Annotated in this window: 13 protein-coding genes; 7 read left to right on the forward strand and 6 right to left on the reverse strand. The window is 40.7% G+C overall.

Features of this window, described 5'->3' with window-relative positions; translation table 11 throughout:
* Positions 1–33 precede the first annotated feature (33 nt).
* A complete protein-coding gene (locus tag CXF81_RS18465; RefSeq protein ID WP_101182874.1) occupies positions 34–987 on the forward strand; it encodes an AEC family transporter in 954 nt (317 codons plus the stop codon).
* Positions 988–1,114: 127 nt separating this feature from the next.
* Here the strand turns inward: CXF81_RS18465 and fldA are convergent, their stop codons facing one another.
* The 4 genes from fldA to CXF81_RS18485 all read right to left on the reverse strand — a co-directional run bounded on the left by fldA (position 1,115) and on the right by CXF81_RS18485 (position 4,454).
* A complete protein-coding gene (fldA, locus tag CXF81_RS18470) occupies positions 1,115–1,639 on the reverse strand; it encodes a flavodoxin FldA (RefSeq protein ID WP_101182875.1) in 525 nt (174 codons plus the stop codon).
* A 40-nt stretch (positions 1,640–1,679) separates the two neighbouring features.
* Entirely contained in the window at positions 1,680–1,898 is a 219-nt protein-coding gene (locus tag CXF81_RS18475) for a DUF2788 domain-containing protein (RefSeq protein ID WP_101182876.1), read from the reverse strand.
* 97 nt (positions 1,899–1,995) lie between these two features.
* Positions 1,996–2,796, reverse strand: coding sequence for an alpha/beta fold hydrolase (locus CXF81_RS18480; protein ID WP_232771993.1), 801 nt, complete (start codon positions 2,794–2,796; stop codon positions 1,996–1,998).
* An 8-nt stretch (positions 2,797–2,804) separates the two neighbouring features.
* Positions 2,805–4,454 (reverse strand): electron transfer flavoprotein-ubiquinone oxidoreductase, encoded by a 1,650-nt coding sequence (locus CXF81_RS18485; RefSeq protein ID WP_101182877.1) that lies wholly within the window; start codon positions 4,452–4,454, stop codon positions 2,805–2,807.
* Between the two features lie 244 nt (positions 4,455–4,698).
* On the opposite strand from CXF81_RS18485, the gene CXF81_RS18490 reads away from it, so the two are divergent.
* Together CXF81_RS18490 and CXF81_RS18495 are read left to right on the forward strand one after the other, a co-directional pair.
* Entirely contained in the window at positions 4,699–5,457 is a 759-nt protein-coding gene (locus CXF81_RS18490; RefSeq protein WP_101182878.1) for an electron transfer flavoprotein subunit beta/FixA family protein, read from the forward strand.
* Positions 5,454–6,380 carry an electron transfer flavoprotein subunit alpha/FixB family protein gene (locus CXF81_RS18495; RefSeq protein WP_101182879.1) on the forward strand — a complete coding sequence of 309 codons (927 nt, stop codon included), beginning with the start codon at positions 5,454–5,456 and terminating at the stop codon, positions 6,378–6,380. Before CXF81_RS18490 ends, CXF81_RS18495 begins: the two co-directional genes overlap by 4 nt.
* Positions 6,381–6,519: 139 nt before the next feature.
* Here the strand turns inward: CXF81_RS18495 and moaE are convergent, their stop codons facing one another.
* Positions 6,520–6,993 carry a molybdopterin synthase catalytic subunit MoaE gene (moaE, locus tag CXF81_RS18500; protein ID WP_101182880.1) on the reverse strand — a complete coding sequence of 158 codons (474 nt, stop codon included), beginning with the start codon at positions 6,991–6,993 and terminating at the stop codon, positions 6,520–6,522.
* Positions 6,994–7,283: 290 nt separating this feature from the next.
* On the opposite strand from moaE, the gene CXF81_RS18505 reads away from it, so the two are divergent.
* The 3 genes from CXF81_RS18505 (at position 7,284) to CXF81_RS18515 (ending at position 12,349) form a co-directional block, all read left to right on the forward strand.
* Entirely contained in the window at positions 7,284–7,811 is a 528-nt protein-coding gene (locus CXF81_RS18505; RefSeq protein ID WP_232771994.1) for a hypothetical protein, read from the forward strand.
* Between the two features lie 168 nt (positions 7,812–7,979).
* Positions 7,980–9,188, forward strand: coding sequence for an efflux RND transporter periplasmic adaptor subunit (locus CXF81_RS18510; protein ID WP_101182881.1), 1,209 nt, complete (start codon positions 7,980–7,982; stop codon positions 9,186–9,188).
* Positions 9,188–12,349, forward strand: a complete 3,162-nt coding sequence (locus CXF81_RS18515; RefSeq protein WP_101182882.1) for an efflux RND transporter permease subunit — start codon at positions 9,188–9,190, stop codon at positions 12,347–12,349. The genes CXF81_RS18510 and CXF81_RS18515 overlap by 1 nt, the downstream gene beginning before the upstream one ends.
* A 139-nt stretch (positions 12,350–12,488) precedes the next feature.
* Here the strand turns inward: CXF81_RS18515 and CXF81_RS18520 are convergent, their stop codons facing one another.
* Positions 12,489–14,750, reverse strand: a complete 2,262-nt coding sequence (locus CXF81_RS18520) for a TonB-dependent receptor (protein WP_101182883.1) — start codon at positions 14,748–14,750, stop codon at positions 12,489–12,491.
* 376 nt (positions 14,751–15,126) lie between these two features.
* Between CXF81_RS18520 and CXF81_RS18525 the strand changes: the two genes are divergently transcribed.
* The gene (locus CXF81_RS18525; RefSeq protein WP_101182884.1) at positions 15,127–16,929 is read left to right on the forward strand and encodes an acyl-CoA dehydrogenase; all 1,803 of its coding nucleotides are present in this window, start codon (positions 15,127–15,129) and stop codon (positions 16,927–16,929) included.
* The last annotated feature ends 13 nt before the right edge of the window (positions 16,930–16,942 follow it).

Raw genomic sequence — 16,942 nt, forward strand, 5'->3', positions numbered from 1 at the left:
ATTTTCATCTCTTATTTATTTGGCGGCGCCAACGTGTTAAATATTTCTCTATCAATTCTTCCTGTTTTTTTACTCTTATTGTTTGGTGCATTATTACAAACCAAGCGCTTTCCAGCTGAGGATTTTTGGCCCGGCGTCGACAAGCTGGTGTACTGGGTTTTATTTCCATCCATGTTGTTCTATAACATCTCAAAAGCCGACTTAAGCAGTTCTGTTTTACCAAGCTATACTTTGATACTCGGTTTGTCTCTCTTTACAGTCTCGGTACTAGCGTTAATTATTAGTCTGATGAATCGCGTCGACAGGCCAACGGGCACCTCCATATTACAAGCCAGCATACGATTTAATTCTTTTATCGCTTTGGCATTAGCTAGCACCATATACGGTGAAGAAGGCCTGATCTTAGCGACACTTGGTGCCGCTATTTTAATTCCTTGTGTGAACGTGGTGTTGGTTATCACTATGGTGAGTCTGCATGGCAACAAAAATGGCAAGTCTTTATCTAGTTTATTGATCAAAGAACTATTCAAAAACCCCCTGATCTTGTCTATTGCTGCTGGGGTGGTCGTGAATTTAACCGATATCGGTGAGTTCGTGATTTTACTGACGGATATAACCGGTATTTTAGCTCGCGCCACTTTACCATTAGTATTGCTTGCAGTTGGCGCCAGTTTGCGATTGCAAGCTTTGAAATCATCGCCTAGATTATTAGTTTTGTCTACATTAACAAGACTCGTTGGCTTTCCACTGTGCATTGGAATAGGCTGCACTATTCTTGGCGTAGGTCCATTGGAAGCGTGTGTTGCTATTCTTTTTGGCGCTGTTCCCACAGCTACATCTGGTTATGCGCTGGCCAAACAGCTGGGTGGCAACGCTTCAATATTGTCTGTATTTATAAGCGTACAAACTGGGCTAACCTTGCTGACGTTGCCGGTCACGGTATGGTTTAGCCAAATCTGGTTTGGTTATAATTTACTTCTCAATTAGTCGATATTAATAAGTGAAGCCAAGTTGTTTCGCCTCGGCATAAAAATAAGTCATAAAAAAGCGTGACAAGAAATTTTACTAATCCTCATCACCTCTTTTGTATTGTTACAATATGAAGTAGGGTGGCTTAGCTCAATTCAGCCAAACACAGTTCTTCATTAAGTTGTTTACACCACGCTTTCACTCGCTGTTCGGTTAGTTCCGGCTGGCGGTCTTCATCAATACCTAAACCGACAAAATGATCATCGTCGGCCATTCCTTTTGATGCTTCAAAGTCGTAACCTTCAGTTGGCCATTGTCCTACTAAAATTGCGCCTTTGGGTTCTACTATGTCTCTAATCATACCCATTGCATCGAGAAAATATTCAGCATAGTCTTCTTGATCGCCACAACCAAATATAGCGACAAGCTTGTCTTCAAAATTAATCTCATCTAGGTCAGGGAAGAAATCATCCCAATCACATTGAGCTTCTCCGTAATACCAAGTAGGAATACCAAAAATTAATAAATCAAAGCCAGCAATGTCTTCTTTACTGCTTTTAGCAATATCTTTGACGTCAATGAGATTACTACCCAATTCTTTTTGGATCATTTTGCCAATATGCTCTGTGTTACCCGTATCGCTGCCAAAAAATAAACCAACACTAGCCATTTGTTACCCTCTAAAACGTCTTATTGATTGCACTAGCTCATTAAATTCCGCTAGCGTCATAAATTAATTGAATGATGCCTTTAGCGATAAACCCTGCGGCGCCTAGTCCTAAAACCCCGTAAGCAATAACGCGACCCAACAGTGGTACATCATTTATAGTTAGTACGTCATGGATCGCTAAACCGAGCAGTATAAACAAACCGATTAAACTCGCATATAATACTATGGACTCAATTTGTTGATAGTTTTCTGGTGTCATACACATTCCGCAAGTGACATGAGTAAGTTTGTTGCAGATATTAGCACAACTAAGCTGGCTTTTTGAAGCCACTTAAGTGATTAATAATGTATCTTTGTCAGTTATGTGCGCCAAGTAAAATCAGGGTTAACAGCGTATTAACAAGTTGAGGCTTCTCAGCATGAAGCCAATGTCCAGTATCAACAATTTTCACTTTTGCATTCGGGAACTGAGCCATTATGGTTGCTTGATACGCCGTAATAATGTAGTCACTATTACTACCTTTAATAAATGTAATGTCACCACAGAATAATTCTCCTTCAAAAGGCCAATCACTCAATATCGGATAGTCACGGCTAAGCAAATGCAGATTGAATCGCCATCGCCACTGTTTTTCCACATCTTGATACAAGCTTTTGAGCAAAAATGATCGTATTCCCGGGGCTTCAATATACTCAGACAGCTGCGCCAATGCTTCTTTTCTATCCGCTATATTACCTAGTTCTACATTACTTAAGCCATCGATAACGTTTTGATGTCGTTGTTCATATTTGACGGGTGCTATGTCCATTATTATCAGTTTTTCTATCAGTTCGGGCGCTAAACTTGCTGCTCTCATCGCAATTTTGCCACCTAATGAATGCGCGACTACAAATGCTTTTTCAATATTCAGAGACTGCAGCGTTTGGATAATTTGTTGCGCCCAAACATCGAAACTAAAGCGCTTGCTCCAAGGTGACTTGCCATGATCAGGTAGGTCAATTGAAACAACATGATGGGTGGTTTCAAACTGGCGGCGAATAACAGAGAGGTTATCACTGTTGCCAAATAAGCCATGGATAAGCACCACACTGGCTTGATAGGGAGAGGAAGCTAAATGTTCCTCTCCAAAGGTCTGACTAAAAAGTAATTCTGACATATTAACAACTACATATTTGGGTAGTTTGGACCGCCGGTACCCTCAGGCACGATCCAATTAATGTTTTGATTTGGGTCTTTGATATCGCATGTTTTGCAATGTATACAGTTTTGAGCATTGATTTGAAGCTGTTTGTCTCCTGCAGCGCTTTCAATAATCTCGTATACACCTGCTGGACAATATCGTTGAGCCGGTTCATCATATTTTGGTAAATTTATCTTAATCGGAATACTAGGGTCTTTTAGCACTAAGTGGCATGGTTGGTCTTCTTCATGGTTTGTATTTGACAAAAATACCGATGACAATTTATCAAAACTTAACATACCATCAGGTTTTGGGTAGTCAATTTTCGGCATATCTGCGGCTAGTTTCAAACTAGCATGATCGGCCTTTGAATCGCTAATGGTAAAGGGCAGTTTGCCACCAAAAAAGTTTTGATCTAAGGTGTTGTATGCACCGCCCACGTAATTGCCAAATTTATGAATGGCTGCACCAAAGTTTCTCGAGCGATATAATTCGTCGTATAGCCAAGATTGCTTAAATGCCGCGGTATATTCAATAGGGTCTTTCACGTTAACAGACTCGACTGAAAGTAATTCAAACAAAGTCTCTGCCGCAATTAAGCCCGACTTCATTGCGGTATGATTGCCTTTGATTTTCGCGAAATTCAATGTACCAGCGTCGCAACCGACTATTAATCCACCTGGGAAGGTCATTTTAGGAAGCGAATGAAAGCCGCCTTTAGCTATCGCTCTTGCGCCATAGGTCACGCGCTTGCCGCCTTTTAGTGTATCGGCCATAATTGGGTGATGTTTTAGACGCTGAAATTCATCAAAAGGACTCAAATGGGGGTTCGAATAATTAAGGTCAACAATCAAGCCAACAAACACTTGATTATTTTCGGCATGATATAAATAGCTTCCACCGGTGGTATCACTTAATGGCCAACCTGCTGTGTGCACGACTAGCCCTTCTTGATGCTGCTCAGCTGGAATATCCCAAATTTCTTTGAAACCGAGCGCATAATGCTGGGGCGAAACACCTTTATTTAAGTCAAACCGTTGCAAAAGTTGCTTACCTAGATGTCCATGACAACCCTCGGCAAATACAGTGTATTTTGCGGTTAACAACATACCGGGCATGAAGCTGTCTTTTTGCTCTCCAGCCTCGTTAACGCCCATATCTCCGGTGATAACGCCACCGACACTGCCATCTTCATTATAATGAACATTGGCCGCAGCAAAGCCAGGAAACACTTCCACACCCAGTTGTTCAGCTTGTTCAGCCATCCAACGGCACATGTTCGCCATACTTGCAATATAATTGCCAGTATTATGCATGGTTTTGGGCGCCATAAAATTAGGTAGTTTAGTAGAACCTGTTTTGCTATTGAGTAAATAAATATGGTCTTCAGTTACTTTGGTGGTTAAAGGCGCACCTAATTCAGCCCAATTTGGAAACAATTCATCGAGTGCCCTAGTTTCGAAAACGGCACCTGAAAGAATATGTGCACCTACTTCAGACCCTTTTTCGAGTACACAAACGTTTAATTCCTGACCTTTTTCATTCGCCAATTGCTTGAGTTTACAAGCAGTTGACAGCCCTGAAGGGCCAGCGCCAACTACGATAACATCAAACTCCATTACTTCTCTTTCCACGTGTGTCTCCTAAACAACTCATACCAGTTATAGTAAAACATTAATTAATTGAATTTTACAGCTTGTCAAAACATTGTAAAATGTAAATACCAACTAAATTTATAATATAGTGAATACAGGTTGACGTTTACGTAAAGTGCAAGTAGATTTTGCACCAACAAGTTGGTATGAATGCTATATTTACTTACATCTGTAATTAAAGCGAATAGTATTTATTTATCGAAAGCCCTAAATAGAGGTTATTATGAAAATTTTAGTACCGGTAAAACGGGCAGTAGACTACAACGTGAAGGTACGAGTAAAACCTGATAACTCAGGTGTTGACCTGAATAATGTAAAAATGGCGATTAACCCCTTTTGTGAAATTGCGATTGAAGAAGCAATACGTTTAAAAGAAAAGGGCGTAGCGACTGAAGTTGTTGTTGTTTCAATTGGCGACAAGGCTTGCCAAGAACAAATTCGCACTGGCTTAGCATTAGGTGCAGACCGCGGCATTCATATTGAAACCGACGCCGGCGTGGTTGTTGATTCACTGCAAGTGGCAAAATTGTTGCAAAAAGTAGTTGAGGCTGAAAAGCCTGATTTGGTCATCCTCGGTAAACAGGCAATAGATTCTGATAATAATCAAACTGGCCAAATGCTTGCAGCACTGACTGGTATGCCGCAAGGTACATTTGCCTCTGAAGTGGTAGTGGCTGATGGCACTGTTAATGTTACTCGCGAAATTGATGGCGGTTTGCAGACGGTCAAGTTGCAGTTGCCAGCGGTGGTTACCACCGATTTGCGTTTAAACGAACCAAGGTATGCATCATTGCCCAACATCATGAAAGCAAAGCGTAAACCAATTGACGTTAAACCGGTTGCTGACTTTGATGTTGATATGACATCTAAAGTGACTGTGATTAAGGTTGAAGCACCCGCTCAGCGCGTTGGCGGGGTCAAAGTTGCTGACGTAGCTGAGTTGGTTCATAAATTAAAGAATGAAGCGAAGGTGATAGCATGAGTGTATTAGTTTATGCAGAACACGATAACGAATCGTTAAAAATAGAAACCAACAAATTAGTTCATGCCGCGCTTGGTGTGTCGTCAGATATTGTCGTACTGGTTGCAGGTTCAGGTTGCGCTGCTATTGCTGAGGCAGCAGCGAAAATCTCGGGCGTCTGCAAAGTAATTTTGGCTGACAATGCTGTTTATGAACATCAATTACCAGAAAATATTGCTGACCTAGTCGTTGAAGTTGCCGCTGATTATTCACATGTTTTTGCAGCAGCAACAACAACAGGTAAAAACTTTATGCCTCGCGTTGCTGCTCTTTTAGATGTAGCACAAATATCAGATATTATTAAAGTAGAATCCGAAGATACGTTTGTTCGCCCTATCTATGCAGGTAATGCTATTGCAACAGTGCAATCAACTGAGATTAAAAAGATAGTTACTGTACGGGCGGCTTCTTTTGATGCTGCGGCTAATGATGGCAGTGCATCAGTTGAGCTGTTGGACACAATTAAAACGTCTGAGAAATCAAGCTATGTATCGGCTGAACTAACCGTATCTGCACGTCCGGAGCTAACCGCAGCAGATGTAATTATATCGGGTGGTCGTGGTATGCAAAACGGCGAGAATTTTGTACTACTTAATGGTATCGCTGACAAACTGGGTGCTGCTATTGGTGCGTCGAGAGCTGCTGTTGATGCTGGTTTTGTGCCAAATGATATGCAGGTTGGGCAAACGGGTAAAATCGTTGCTCCACAGTTGTACATTGCTGTTGGTATCTCGGGTGCGATCCAGCATTTAGCGGGTATGAAAGACAGTAAAGTGATTGTAGCTATTAATAAAGATGAAGAGGCTCCAATCTTTTCGGTTGCTGACTATGGCTTGGTAGGCGATTTGTTTGATCTGCTACCGCAGTTAGAAGCTGCACTTTAAATAACACATGTAAAGTAAACCGATAGCTTGACAAGCCTTTGTGAACGTAAAGTCACAAGGGCTTTTTTTATTTTTTAAAAGGATAAAATAGCGGGGTATCTTCAGCAACTATATAGTAGATTTAGGTTCAAGAAATGATTTAGTTGGCAACTAACCAATCATCTGCTTTTTGTTTATCAGATAATTTTGCTTGAACCCAAAACTCACCTTCCGAACTAACTTCTTTCTTCCAAAATGGGGCATTTGTCTTCAAAAAATCCATGATATATTCTGTTGCTGCAAAGGCCGATTTGCGATGTTTGCTGCTTACTCCGACGAACACAATTTGTTCGTTAGGTGTTAATTTGCCAATTCGATGAATAATATTAATTACACCTAAAGGCCAACGTTTACGGGCCTGCTCACAAATATTCAGCAGGCTCTTTTGCGTCATCTCTGGGTAATGTTCGAGCGTCATGTAATGCAGGTTACCGCGTTCAGTAAACTCTCTTACTAGCCCTGTAAAGGTCACTATTGCGCCGTCTGAGTCAGCATTTTTTTGAATTTTTGCATATTCGCGAGCAAGGACAAAATCATGCGTTTGTATACTAATGAATGTAGTTGGTTGTTTCATAAATTCGATCGCAACGCCGATTAAAACTGGTTTAAGGGTTGATTGTTTTTGCTAAGCATTGTTGCTGTTAATTTGTAAAAATGAAAGCGCAACAGACAGCGCAACAGCATGTGATTAAAGCCCGCTTTTATGTACCGATATGTAACTAACACGTTCCCACAAAATAGGGTAATATTCAACTGTTAAACATGTATAATTAACAGCCTGATGTCAATTTGAGGGGAATGCCTAGGTTTAATAACGACCATTAAAAAGTCGAGAAATACTTATTTATTACTTATTCTGGCCTTGTGTTAATAAATTATCATTACACATTTAATAGGGGACTTATCATAAAAAAGCCAACCATTATTGATATTGAGGCTAGCGGATTTGGGCCTGACAGTTATCCTATTGAAATTGGGGTTATGCGTTCAGATGGACTTCGATATTGCCAGTTAATCAAACCTTTTGATGATTGGTTTCATTGGAATATTGAAGCAGAAAATATACACGGTATCAGTAAACGTTTATTGGACAAAAAAGGTATTTCAGGTATCCAAATTTGTTTAGAACTGAATGATTTTATTGGGTCTGAACAAACTTATAGCGATGGTTGGGTTGTTGATTCACCGTGGTTAATGAAGTTATACGATCGTTCCCAAGTAGAACTAGGCTTTCGATTAAGCGCGCTAGAAATGATTTTAAATGAATTTCAATACGATGTTTGGGATAAAACTAAAGCAGAGATACTAAGTAAAATGACGGTTCAACGTCATCGGGCAAGCAACGATGCAATGCTTGTTCAACGTACTTATGTCGAGACGTTGAATCGCTAAAACGCCATCTCAAATACGAAATTTAAGGCTGTTCTACCTTCAAGAATTACTCCTTCCTATTGGACACATCTATTTACACTTTTCACTAAATATAAAACAATTTTTGTTCTAAAATTTGCGTACAATCTTAGCCCTAAAATAATTTAATGAATTGACAAGGTTTTTTCAATGGCGAGTGGTTTCAAAAAAGTAGGTATACCAATATTGATTTTAATCGGTGCAATAACAGTAATGGTTATATTGATTAGCATAAAGGAACAGCCCGAGAAAGACCAAATAATTACACGTGACTTTCTAATTGATGCAAAACCAATAGAGGTCAAAAATGTCGATTTCTTAGTGTATTCACAAGGTTCGGTACAGCCAAAGAACAGAACAATGTTGAGTGCCCAAGTCAGTGGACGTGTTATTACCATTGCAGATAATTTCATTGAAGGTGGCTTTTTTAAGAAAGGTGATGTGCTAGTTGAGTTAGAAACTGCTGACTATCAAACCGATTTATTACTAGCTGAATCTGAAGTTGCGCGAGCACAAGCGACATTAGACGAAGAAAAAGCGCGTGGAAAAGTGGCGGCACAAGAGTGGCGTTCTTTTAACAAAGGAAACGCGCCTGAATTAGGACTTAGAAAACCTCAACTCGCTCGTGAAAAGGCCTCAGTCAAAGCAGCGCAAGCCAATTTGCAACGTGCAGAACGTAACTTGGATAGAACAAAAATCCGAGCACCATACGATGGCTTAGTTAAATCTCGCGATGTAGATTTAGGCAAATTTGTCTCTTTAGGTGGGCAGCTTGGGGAAGTTTTTGCAACAGACGTAGCTGAAGTGAGATTGCCATTAACTGACGATGATATTGCCTTTTTAGCTGACTTAAGTAAAGAAAGCCCGCAAGTAACATTAAGCTCTGACGTTGCTGGAAAGAACATTAAATGGCAAGGCAAATTGGTTCGTGATGAGGCCGTGTTAGACACTCAAAGTCGAGTAATATATGGTGTTGTAGAGGTTTATGACCCATACCAGCTAAATGCACCTGCAGAATCAAAAGGCATGGCACTACGTTTTGGACGGTTTGTAAGTGCGACAATCACCGGCATTACGTCAAGTAATATGGTGGTGTTACCGCGCAACATTTTACGCTTAGACGGCACAATATTAACGGTAGATGATGACAAAAAAATCAAAATTAACTTTGTAACAGTACAAAGGTCTGATGAAAATTTTGTGTATATTAGTGACGGTTTAAATCCTTTAGAACAAGTCGTTATGAGTGCTATACCTAACCCGTACGAAGGTATGCCGGTTCGTTTCTCGGATGATGAGGTAACGCCGAAGATTCAAGCAGAGTCGACTGTAGATGATAATGCTATTGAGGTTAAATAATGAGTGAACAATACGAAGAAGAACAGATTGATACCGAGAAAGGCGTCATTGCTTGGTTTGCACGCAACAGCGTAGCGGCTAATTTGTTAATGTTCATTATTATCATCGGTGGAATATTTGGTATTTTTAGAGTCCAAAAACAGATTTTCCCCGCATTCGAAGTCAACGTCATAGCTGTACAAGTCCCGTATTTAGGCGCTGCGCCACAAGAAGTAGAAGAGGGCGTTATACTCAAACTTGAAGACGCAATCAAAGATCTCGAAGGGATTAAAAAGCTAACTTCAACGGCTCGTGAGGGTGTCGGCTCTATTAGCATCGAAGTGGAAGATGGTTACGACGTACAAAACTTATTAGACGAGGTCAAAGTGCAGGTGGACGCGATTCCCAGCTTTCCCGGGAATACCGAAAAACCAGTGGTATATCGAATTAAGGTGCCACAAGACGTACTTTGGGTATCAGTGTATGGCGAAACAACGGAACGAGAGTTAAAACAGTATGCTCAAGGTATTCGCGATGAAATCGTCGATTTAGGCGGAATTTCAGACGTGTCAGTTGTCGGTTCGCGTGATTATGAAATTTCAGTTGAAATATCCGAATTAAAATTACAGGAATACGACTTAACCTTTAATGACATGGTGACCGCAATTCGCGAGTCTTCTATCGATTTACCAGGAGGGTCGATTCGTTCAGATAATGGTGATATTTTATTGCGCGCGAACGGTCAAGCCTATAACGCTTGGGACTTTGCTAAGATTGTTTTGATCAGTCGAAATGATGGTACAAGACTTCTTCTAGGTGACATTGCGACAATTAATGACGGTTTTGTAGAAGATCGACAATTTGCATTATTCGACGGTAAGCCAGCAGTTAGCCTTCGTGTTAGGGCCGTTGGCGACCAAAATGCCTTGCAGATTTCTAATTCCGTCAATGCATATTTAGATGAAAAACGTAAAACGATGCCCGCCAATTTAAGTGCTGACACGTGGGGCGACAGTTCATTTTATTTAGCTGATCGTCTTAGTATGATGCTTAAAAATATGGGATTTGGCGCGTTACTTGTTTTTATTGTTCTATCATTATTCTTGCGAGTGAAGTTAGCTTTTTGGGTGATATTAGGCTTGCCGGTTTGTTTCCTTGGTACGTTAATGTTCATGCCGGCGTCGCTGATAGATGTCTCCATTAATATGTTGAGCTTATTTGGATTTATCTTGGTTCTGGGGATAGTGGTAGATGATGCCATTATTATGGGGGAATCGGCATATTCCGAAATTGACCAAAAAGGACACAGCGCCGAAGCGGTTATTAGGGGTGTTAAAAAGGTAGCAATGCCAGCTACTTTTGGGGTGTTAACCACCATTGCCGCGTTCTCACCTATGTTAATGGTCAGCGGCACCTTTGGTGTTATATGGAAGACGATTGGTATTGTCGTCATCATGTGTCTTGTGTTTTCTTTAATTGAATCAAAATTAATATTGCCAGCGCATTTAGTACACATGAAATTAAAGCCTTACGACCCAAGTAAGGCCAATAAATTTCAGAAGTTTAGAGTCTTTTTTAGTGTCGGTATTAAAACTTTTATAACAAATAAGTACGTGCCATTTTTGAGAAAAGCGGTCAAATACCGTTACACCACATTAGCTAGCTTTGTTGGTTTATTGATTATTACCATTGGTTTATTTGCCAGCGGTTTAGTGCGCTGGCAGTTTTTCCCAAGTATACCTTCGGACTTCATGCAGGCTACCGTTGAGCTTGAGGCTGGTTCCTCTTTAGGACAGCGTGATGAAGCGATAAATGCCATGTTAGACGCGATGCGTAAAATGGACGATGACGTAGTAGATCAAACCGGCGTAAAAGCGGTTAAACATGCAATTGCATTTGATAATGGTATTTTAGGTGGTGTGGTCTTTATTGAATTAACAAAAGGCGAAACACGCGAATTAACAGATGTACAAATTCAAGATATTTGGCGCGAATACTTACCTGAAATTCCAGGCGTCAGGAACTTTACGATTGGCAGTCCTGGTGGTCCAGGCGGTGGCAATGGATTGAGTTTCGAATTCCGTTCAGATAATGTCTCGCAACTTGAAAATGTTTCTAAAGAATTACGCAGTTATCTAGGTGGCTATGCAGGAATTACTGAAGTAAACGATTCATTCAGCGGTGGCAGTGACGAAATAAATTTATCACTCAAACCAGAGGCCGAGGCGCTAGGTTTGTCTCTATCGCAACTCGCACAGCAGGTACGTTATGGTTTTTATGGTGCAGAGGCTCAACGTATTCAGCGCGATGACGAAGAAATAAAAGTAATGGTTCGGTACCCAAAAGACGAACGTAATTCAATTGGTAACCTTGAAACTATGCGGGTTCGTGCGCCAAATGGTGATGACATCCCGTTTAGTGAAGTTGCCGATATTGAGTTAGGTAAAGGCTACGCCAATATAGTGCGTGTAGATGGCAGTCGCTCAGTGTCTGTTACTGCAAAAGTAAACGCTGACATTGTTGATACTCGTGACTTGCTCATTGATGTGCAAAGCAAAGTTATCCCTGAGATGTTGGTGCGTTATCCTGAAGTTGAATTTCGCTTACAAGGTAACTCAAAAGACGAAACAGATGCGATGATGTCCTTGGCTCAAGGCTTCGTTTTTGCGCTTATTGCTATCTATGCTCTAATGGCAATTCCATTAAAGTCTTATTCACAGCCTCTTATTATTATGTCGGTTATTCCATTCGGTATGGTTGGTGCTATTGTTGGTCACCTTCTGTTGGGGCAAGCCGTCAGTGTGTTGTCAATATGCGGGATCATTGCTTTAGCCGGGGTAGTGGTGAATGACTCACTCATTATGGTGGACTTTGTTAATCGAGCTAGGGCAGAGGGTAGAAGCTTAATTGATTCTGTTTTAAAGTCTGGTAGTGAACGTTTTAGAGCGATTATCCTTACTTCGTTAACAACATTTATGGGTCTAATGCCAATAGTTTTCGAGCGCAGCTTGCAGGCTCAGGTAGTCATACCGATGGCGATATCGCTGGCCTTTGGTATTTTATTTGCGACGGTTATTACCTTGTTGCTAATCCCGGCTCTATACATGATTTTGGATGATTTTAAGCAGCTATTCAAACGTAAAAAACGGATTGATTCATCACCGCTGCCCGAAAAGGTGTAGTGATTATAAAAAAAGGCCATTTCACAATGTGAAATGGCTTTTTTTGTGTCTTCATTTCCTGTTGGCTAATCAATAAGGCTTGAGCGCATAGTGACAATTCAGGAAGGTGTCTTAAAAATCAAACACCTTCACCAAACGTTTAAAAGAAACTAATTTTACCTTCAACACCAATAACTCGAGGTTCATTCATAATACCGGCTAGATTATTAAAATCGACAGCGCCTTTTACATTATCTTCATCCGTTAAGTTTCTGGCAAATATAGCAACGGTGTAGTTTTGTGCAAAGTTTTCGTAACCTATACGTAGGCCTGCTTCAAAGTTGTTATCCGTTTGGAATTCAACTGATTCATATAGGAAAAAATTAGTTTTACCTTGGAATGCCCAATCAGTGTAAGCAAAAAATTCGCCATCATCACCCATCGGCACACTATAACGAGCCGTAAAGTTGAATATTGTTTCAGGTGCTTGCGGGAAAGGGTTACCGTCAATTAATGCACGATTATCGTTAGTCATAGGATCAGTAACCGTGCAGTTAGGACCAAATTCAGCGCTAGCACCACATGGAAAAACAGACAAACTATTATCTTCAATTTCAGTTTTGTTATAGCTATAACCGCTCGTTAATACGAGATTTTGATTAACAACATAAGTGGCGTCTATTTCAAAACCGTATGCAGAGCCTTTATCAGCATTTAGTAGCGAAACACTATTGGCATCGCCACCAATTGCAGAAAACTGTATGTCGTCAACTGTGTAGTAAAAAACAGCCGCATTTAAACGCAAACTGTTATCCAACACATCTGACTTAACACCAAATTCAATACTGTTAATGGTTTCGGCTTCAGCAACTGAAGGAGCTCCCTCAAAAGCGACATCACGACCCTGGATACTTTGTGCTCTGAAACCATTTGCGTAACGAGCAAACAAAGAAGAGTTCTCATCGAGCTTGTAGTTTGCACTTAGTTCGTAGCCGACTTGATCATCTTGAACATTTATAGGGTCGTAATCTTGAACACTCGCGATATTAAAAACTAAGGCTAATCCGTTGACGTTTTGATCACCTACGATCAATGATTTTTCATCGTCGGTATAACGTAAACCGCCGGTAATGGTCAATTTATCAGATACGTCGTATGTACCTTGACCAAAGATTGCCCAAGTTTTGTTTTCATGGAAAACGGTTGTGGCACCATAGAAACCATCGATACTAGTGACATTGAAAGAGGAGTCATAGTAAAACGCACCCACTTGCCAATTAAGAGGGGCACTGTAATTACTAGCAATGCGAAATTCTTGAGTAAACTGCTCAAGATCATTCATTTTATCTTGGGTAACTGCGGTAAATGGAATAAAGCCAGGAATACTCGTATTAAGTGAACCAGCACCGCCGTCGACGTCACCTAAACTGAAACCATCGGCTTCTTCATTCGCCGTAATGGATGTGAATGTAAGATCCCCTAAGTCATAATCTACTTTTAACGAGAAACCAACGTTTTCGTACTCTTGAGGATTATTGTCAAAGCCATTGCCGAGTAAGTTAGCATCGTAAAATACACTGTCGCGATCGTAGTTTTGGTTCAAATCGTTAGAACCTTTGGTAAACACGTTTGCACGGAATACGGATGCAGTCCCCTCCAAATCACGGCCGTGCACATTTAATAGCATTGATAAGTCGTCAATAGGTGTGAATAACAATTGCCCACGCCAAGCTAGTTCATCGTAGCCACCAAGAGCATCGTCCTCGCCTGCAAACGCATTATCTATATAATCGTCACGTTGTTGTGAAAGAAATGAGAAGCGACCAGCGAGATTATCAGCAAGGCCACCGCCTACCGCGCCTTCTATATTAATCGTACCAAAAGAGGCTATGCTCATTTTACCGTATGCGTCAAAATCTTCTGTTGGCTTAACGCTGTCAAACTTAATAATACCCGCAGTCGTGTTACGACCAAATAATGTGCCTTGCGGTCCACGAATTACTTCCACTTGTTGAATGTCAAACAATGGGAAGCTTTTTAGAATGACGTTCTCTTTAACAACGTCATCCATAATTATCGAAACAGGTTGTGAAGCAGCTAGGTCAAAGTCAGTGTTACCTAAACCACGAATATAAAAACGTGGAGCAACACGACCATTTGATGATTCAGCATACAAACCAGGCACTCTAACCGCCAGCGCTAAAATATCTTCGCCTCCGGAAAAAATATTTTCAAATTGTTCGCCACTTAACGTAGCAATCGAAATGGGCACATCTTGTATTGATTGCGTACGTTTTTGAGCAGTTACCGTTATTTTTTCTAAAACAGATTCTTTTTTTTGTGTCTCTTGCGCTGTTGCGACGTTGGCTTGTAGCGCGGTTGCTACGCATAATGCAATGCTAGCTAGTTTGTATGTTTTCATTCGATGCCACCTAAAATGAGTGTGTTGTATTGATATTTGAGCTGATTATGGCTGAAGTAGTCAACTTCCCGTGCTTTTTTGTGCTTTTTTGTGCTTATTTTTTACTCAACATTCGTTGCGATTGACTGCGCGCGCGTGACCTTACCAGAATTTACACGTAATCGCATCAACCTTAATTAGTAGCTGAATAAAGCATTGTATTTACCGAACCTTTATTCAATTAATTGTTAATCTTATATTAGTTAAATCAATTGGCAAAAGCGCGTGCATACATGCTGTAATGTTGAGTTAAATGGCCACTGACCATTGTGCATTTTAAAAAACAATGTGCGATAAAATGTGCGATAAAATGTCGATAAAACCGAGGCGTTTACTAATGACAGACAAATTGATCCCTGATTTGGAAATGAATTTCCAGCTTTATGATGTTTTACACGCTGACAAACTGTGTGAATACAGTAAATTTGAGGAGCACAATAAAGACACATTTTCTGCCACTCTTGCCACGGCAGAGAAAATCGCAACCGACCTATTTTTACCACATAATCATATTGCTGATAAAAATGAGCCAACATTCGACGGTCATAAAGTGACTATGATCCCAGAAGTTCAAGTTGCTTATAATGCGTTTTGTGAAGCGGGCTTCATCGCAGGTCGATACAGTTTTGAAGATGGCGGTATGCAATTACCAGAAGTGATAATGACGGCAGCGTCTGCGTATTTTATGGCGGCAAATCCAAGCACCACTTCTTACCCATTTTTGACCTCAGCAGCGGCTAATGTTATTTGCCACTTTGCCTCACCTGCATTAAAACAGCAATTTATGCCCAGAATGCTGACCGGAGAATTCACTGGCACAATGGCATTAACTGAACCTCACGCGGGTTCATCATTAGCCGACATTACGACCAGTGCAGTTAAGCAAGCCGACGGCAGTTATCGAGTAAAAGGAAGTAAAATATATATATCTGGCGGTGATCATGAATTGTCCAGAAATATTGTTCATCTGGTATTAGCGAAAATTCCAGGTGGCCAACCCGGGGTAAAAGGTATTTCTTTATTTGTAGTGCCCAAGTACCGACTCGATGAAAATGGCGATGCTGGCGATCGCAATGACGTGCAGCTGGCGGGACTATTGCACAAATTAGGTTATAGAGGAACAACATCAACTGCACTCACATTTGGAGAGAATGATGATTGTCATGGTTATCTTGTAGGTGAAGAGCATCATGGTTTGCGTTATATGTTTATGATGATGAATGAAGCGCGAATTGGTGTTGGTTTTGGTGCTGCTATGATTGGTTATCGTGGTTATCAGTATTCGCTAGAATTTGCGAGGGACAGAACTCAAGGTCGTCATGTTGATCATAGTGACTCAAGCAAACCGGCACCTATCGTCTTGCATGGTGATGTTAAAAGAATGCTACTTGCTCAAAAATCATATGCTGAGGGTGGGATGGCGTTGTGTATGTACGGCTCGCATCTTATTGATCGAGTTAATACGTGTGACGATATTGAGGAAAAACATGCGTTAAAAGAAATGCTTGACTTGTTAACGCCTGTTTTTAAAGCATGGCCGTCGGAATTTGGGCCAAAAGCAAACGACTTAGGTATCCAAGTTTTGGGTGGTTCAGGGTATACCAGAGAGTACTATTCTGAGCAGTTCTGGCGTGACAATCGCTTAAACCCAATACACGAAGGAACTAACGGGATCCAAGCTTTGGATCTTTCATTTAGAAAGCTATGGCAAAAAGAGAGTCTTGGCCTGAAAATACTCAAGCGTGAAGTAGCACATGACTTGTCACAAATAGTCACGCCTAAAACAGCGGCAATGGCAAAGGAATTAGTACATTACTTAACCGCCCTACATGAAATAATTGTGCATGTATCTGGTACGATTAAATCTGACAAGCAAGCGACATTATTGGCAAATGCTCAAGCGATGATGAATGTGTTTGCGCAAATAGTAGTGAGTTGGATTTGGATACGTCAAGCTAGTGTTGCTGAGCAAAAATTAATGGCTGGAGATGCCACCGAAAAAGAAGCTAATTTTTATAAAGGTAAAATTCAGGCGGCGCAATATTTTATTAGTTGGGAATTACCCACAATTGACCGTGATTTAAAAATACTCAAACAAGACAATGACGTTTGTAGTGATATGAATCCAGATTGGTTTTAGGAAAAATAATAAT

It is taken from the genome of Glaciecola sp. 33A, from assembly GCF_002836745.1.
In the GTDB taxonomy this organism is placed as follows: Bacteria; Pseudomonadota; Gammaproteobacteria; order Enterobacterales; family Alteromonadaceae; genus Glaciecola.

Coding starts and splice junctions, on each gene's coding strand:
- fldA (WP_101182875.1), bottom strand. CDS start 1,639: ATGGCTAGTGTTGGTTTATTTTTTGGCAGCGATACGGGTAACACAGAG.
- CXF81_RS18475 (WP_101182876.1), bottom strand. CDS start 1,898: ATGACACCAGAAAACTATCAACAAATTGAGTCCATAGTATTATATGCG.
- CXF81_RS18480 (WP_232771993.1), bottom strand. CDS start 2,796: ATGTCAGAATTACTTTTTAGTCAGACCTTTGGAGAGGAACATTTAGCT.
- CXF81_RS18490 (WP_101182878.1), top strand. CDS start 4,699: ATGAAAATTTTAGTACCGGTAAAACGGGCAGTAGACTACAACGTGAAG.
- CXF81_RS18495 (WP_101182879.1), top strand. CDS start 5,454: ATGAGTGTATTAGTTTATGCAGAACACGATAACGAATCGTTAAAAATA.
- moaE (WP_101182880.1), bottom strand. CDS start 6,993: ATGAAACAACCAACTACATTCATTAGTATACAAACGCATGATTTTGTC.
- CXF81_RS18510 (WP_101182881.1), top strand. CDS start 7,980: ATGGCGAGTGGTTTCAAAAAAGTAGGTATACCAATATTGATTTTAATC.
- CXF81_RS18515 (WP_101182882.1), top strand. CDS start 9,188: ATGAGTGAACAATACGAAGAAGAACAGATTGATACCGAGAAAGGCGTC.
- CXF81_RS18520 (WP_101182883.1), bottom strand. CDS start 14,750: ATGAAAACATACAAACTAGCTAGCATTGCATTATGCGTAGCAACCGCG.
- CXF81_RS18525 (WP_101182884.1), top strand. CDS start 15,127: ATGACAGACAAATTGATCCCTGATTTGGAAATGAATTTCCAGCTTTAT.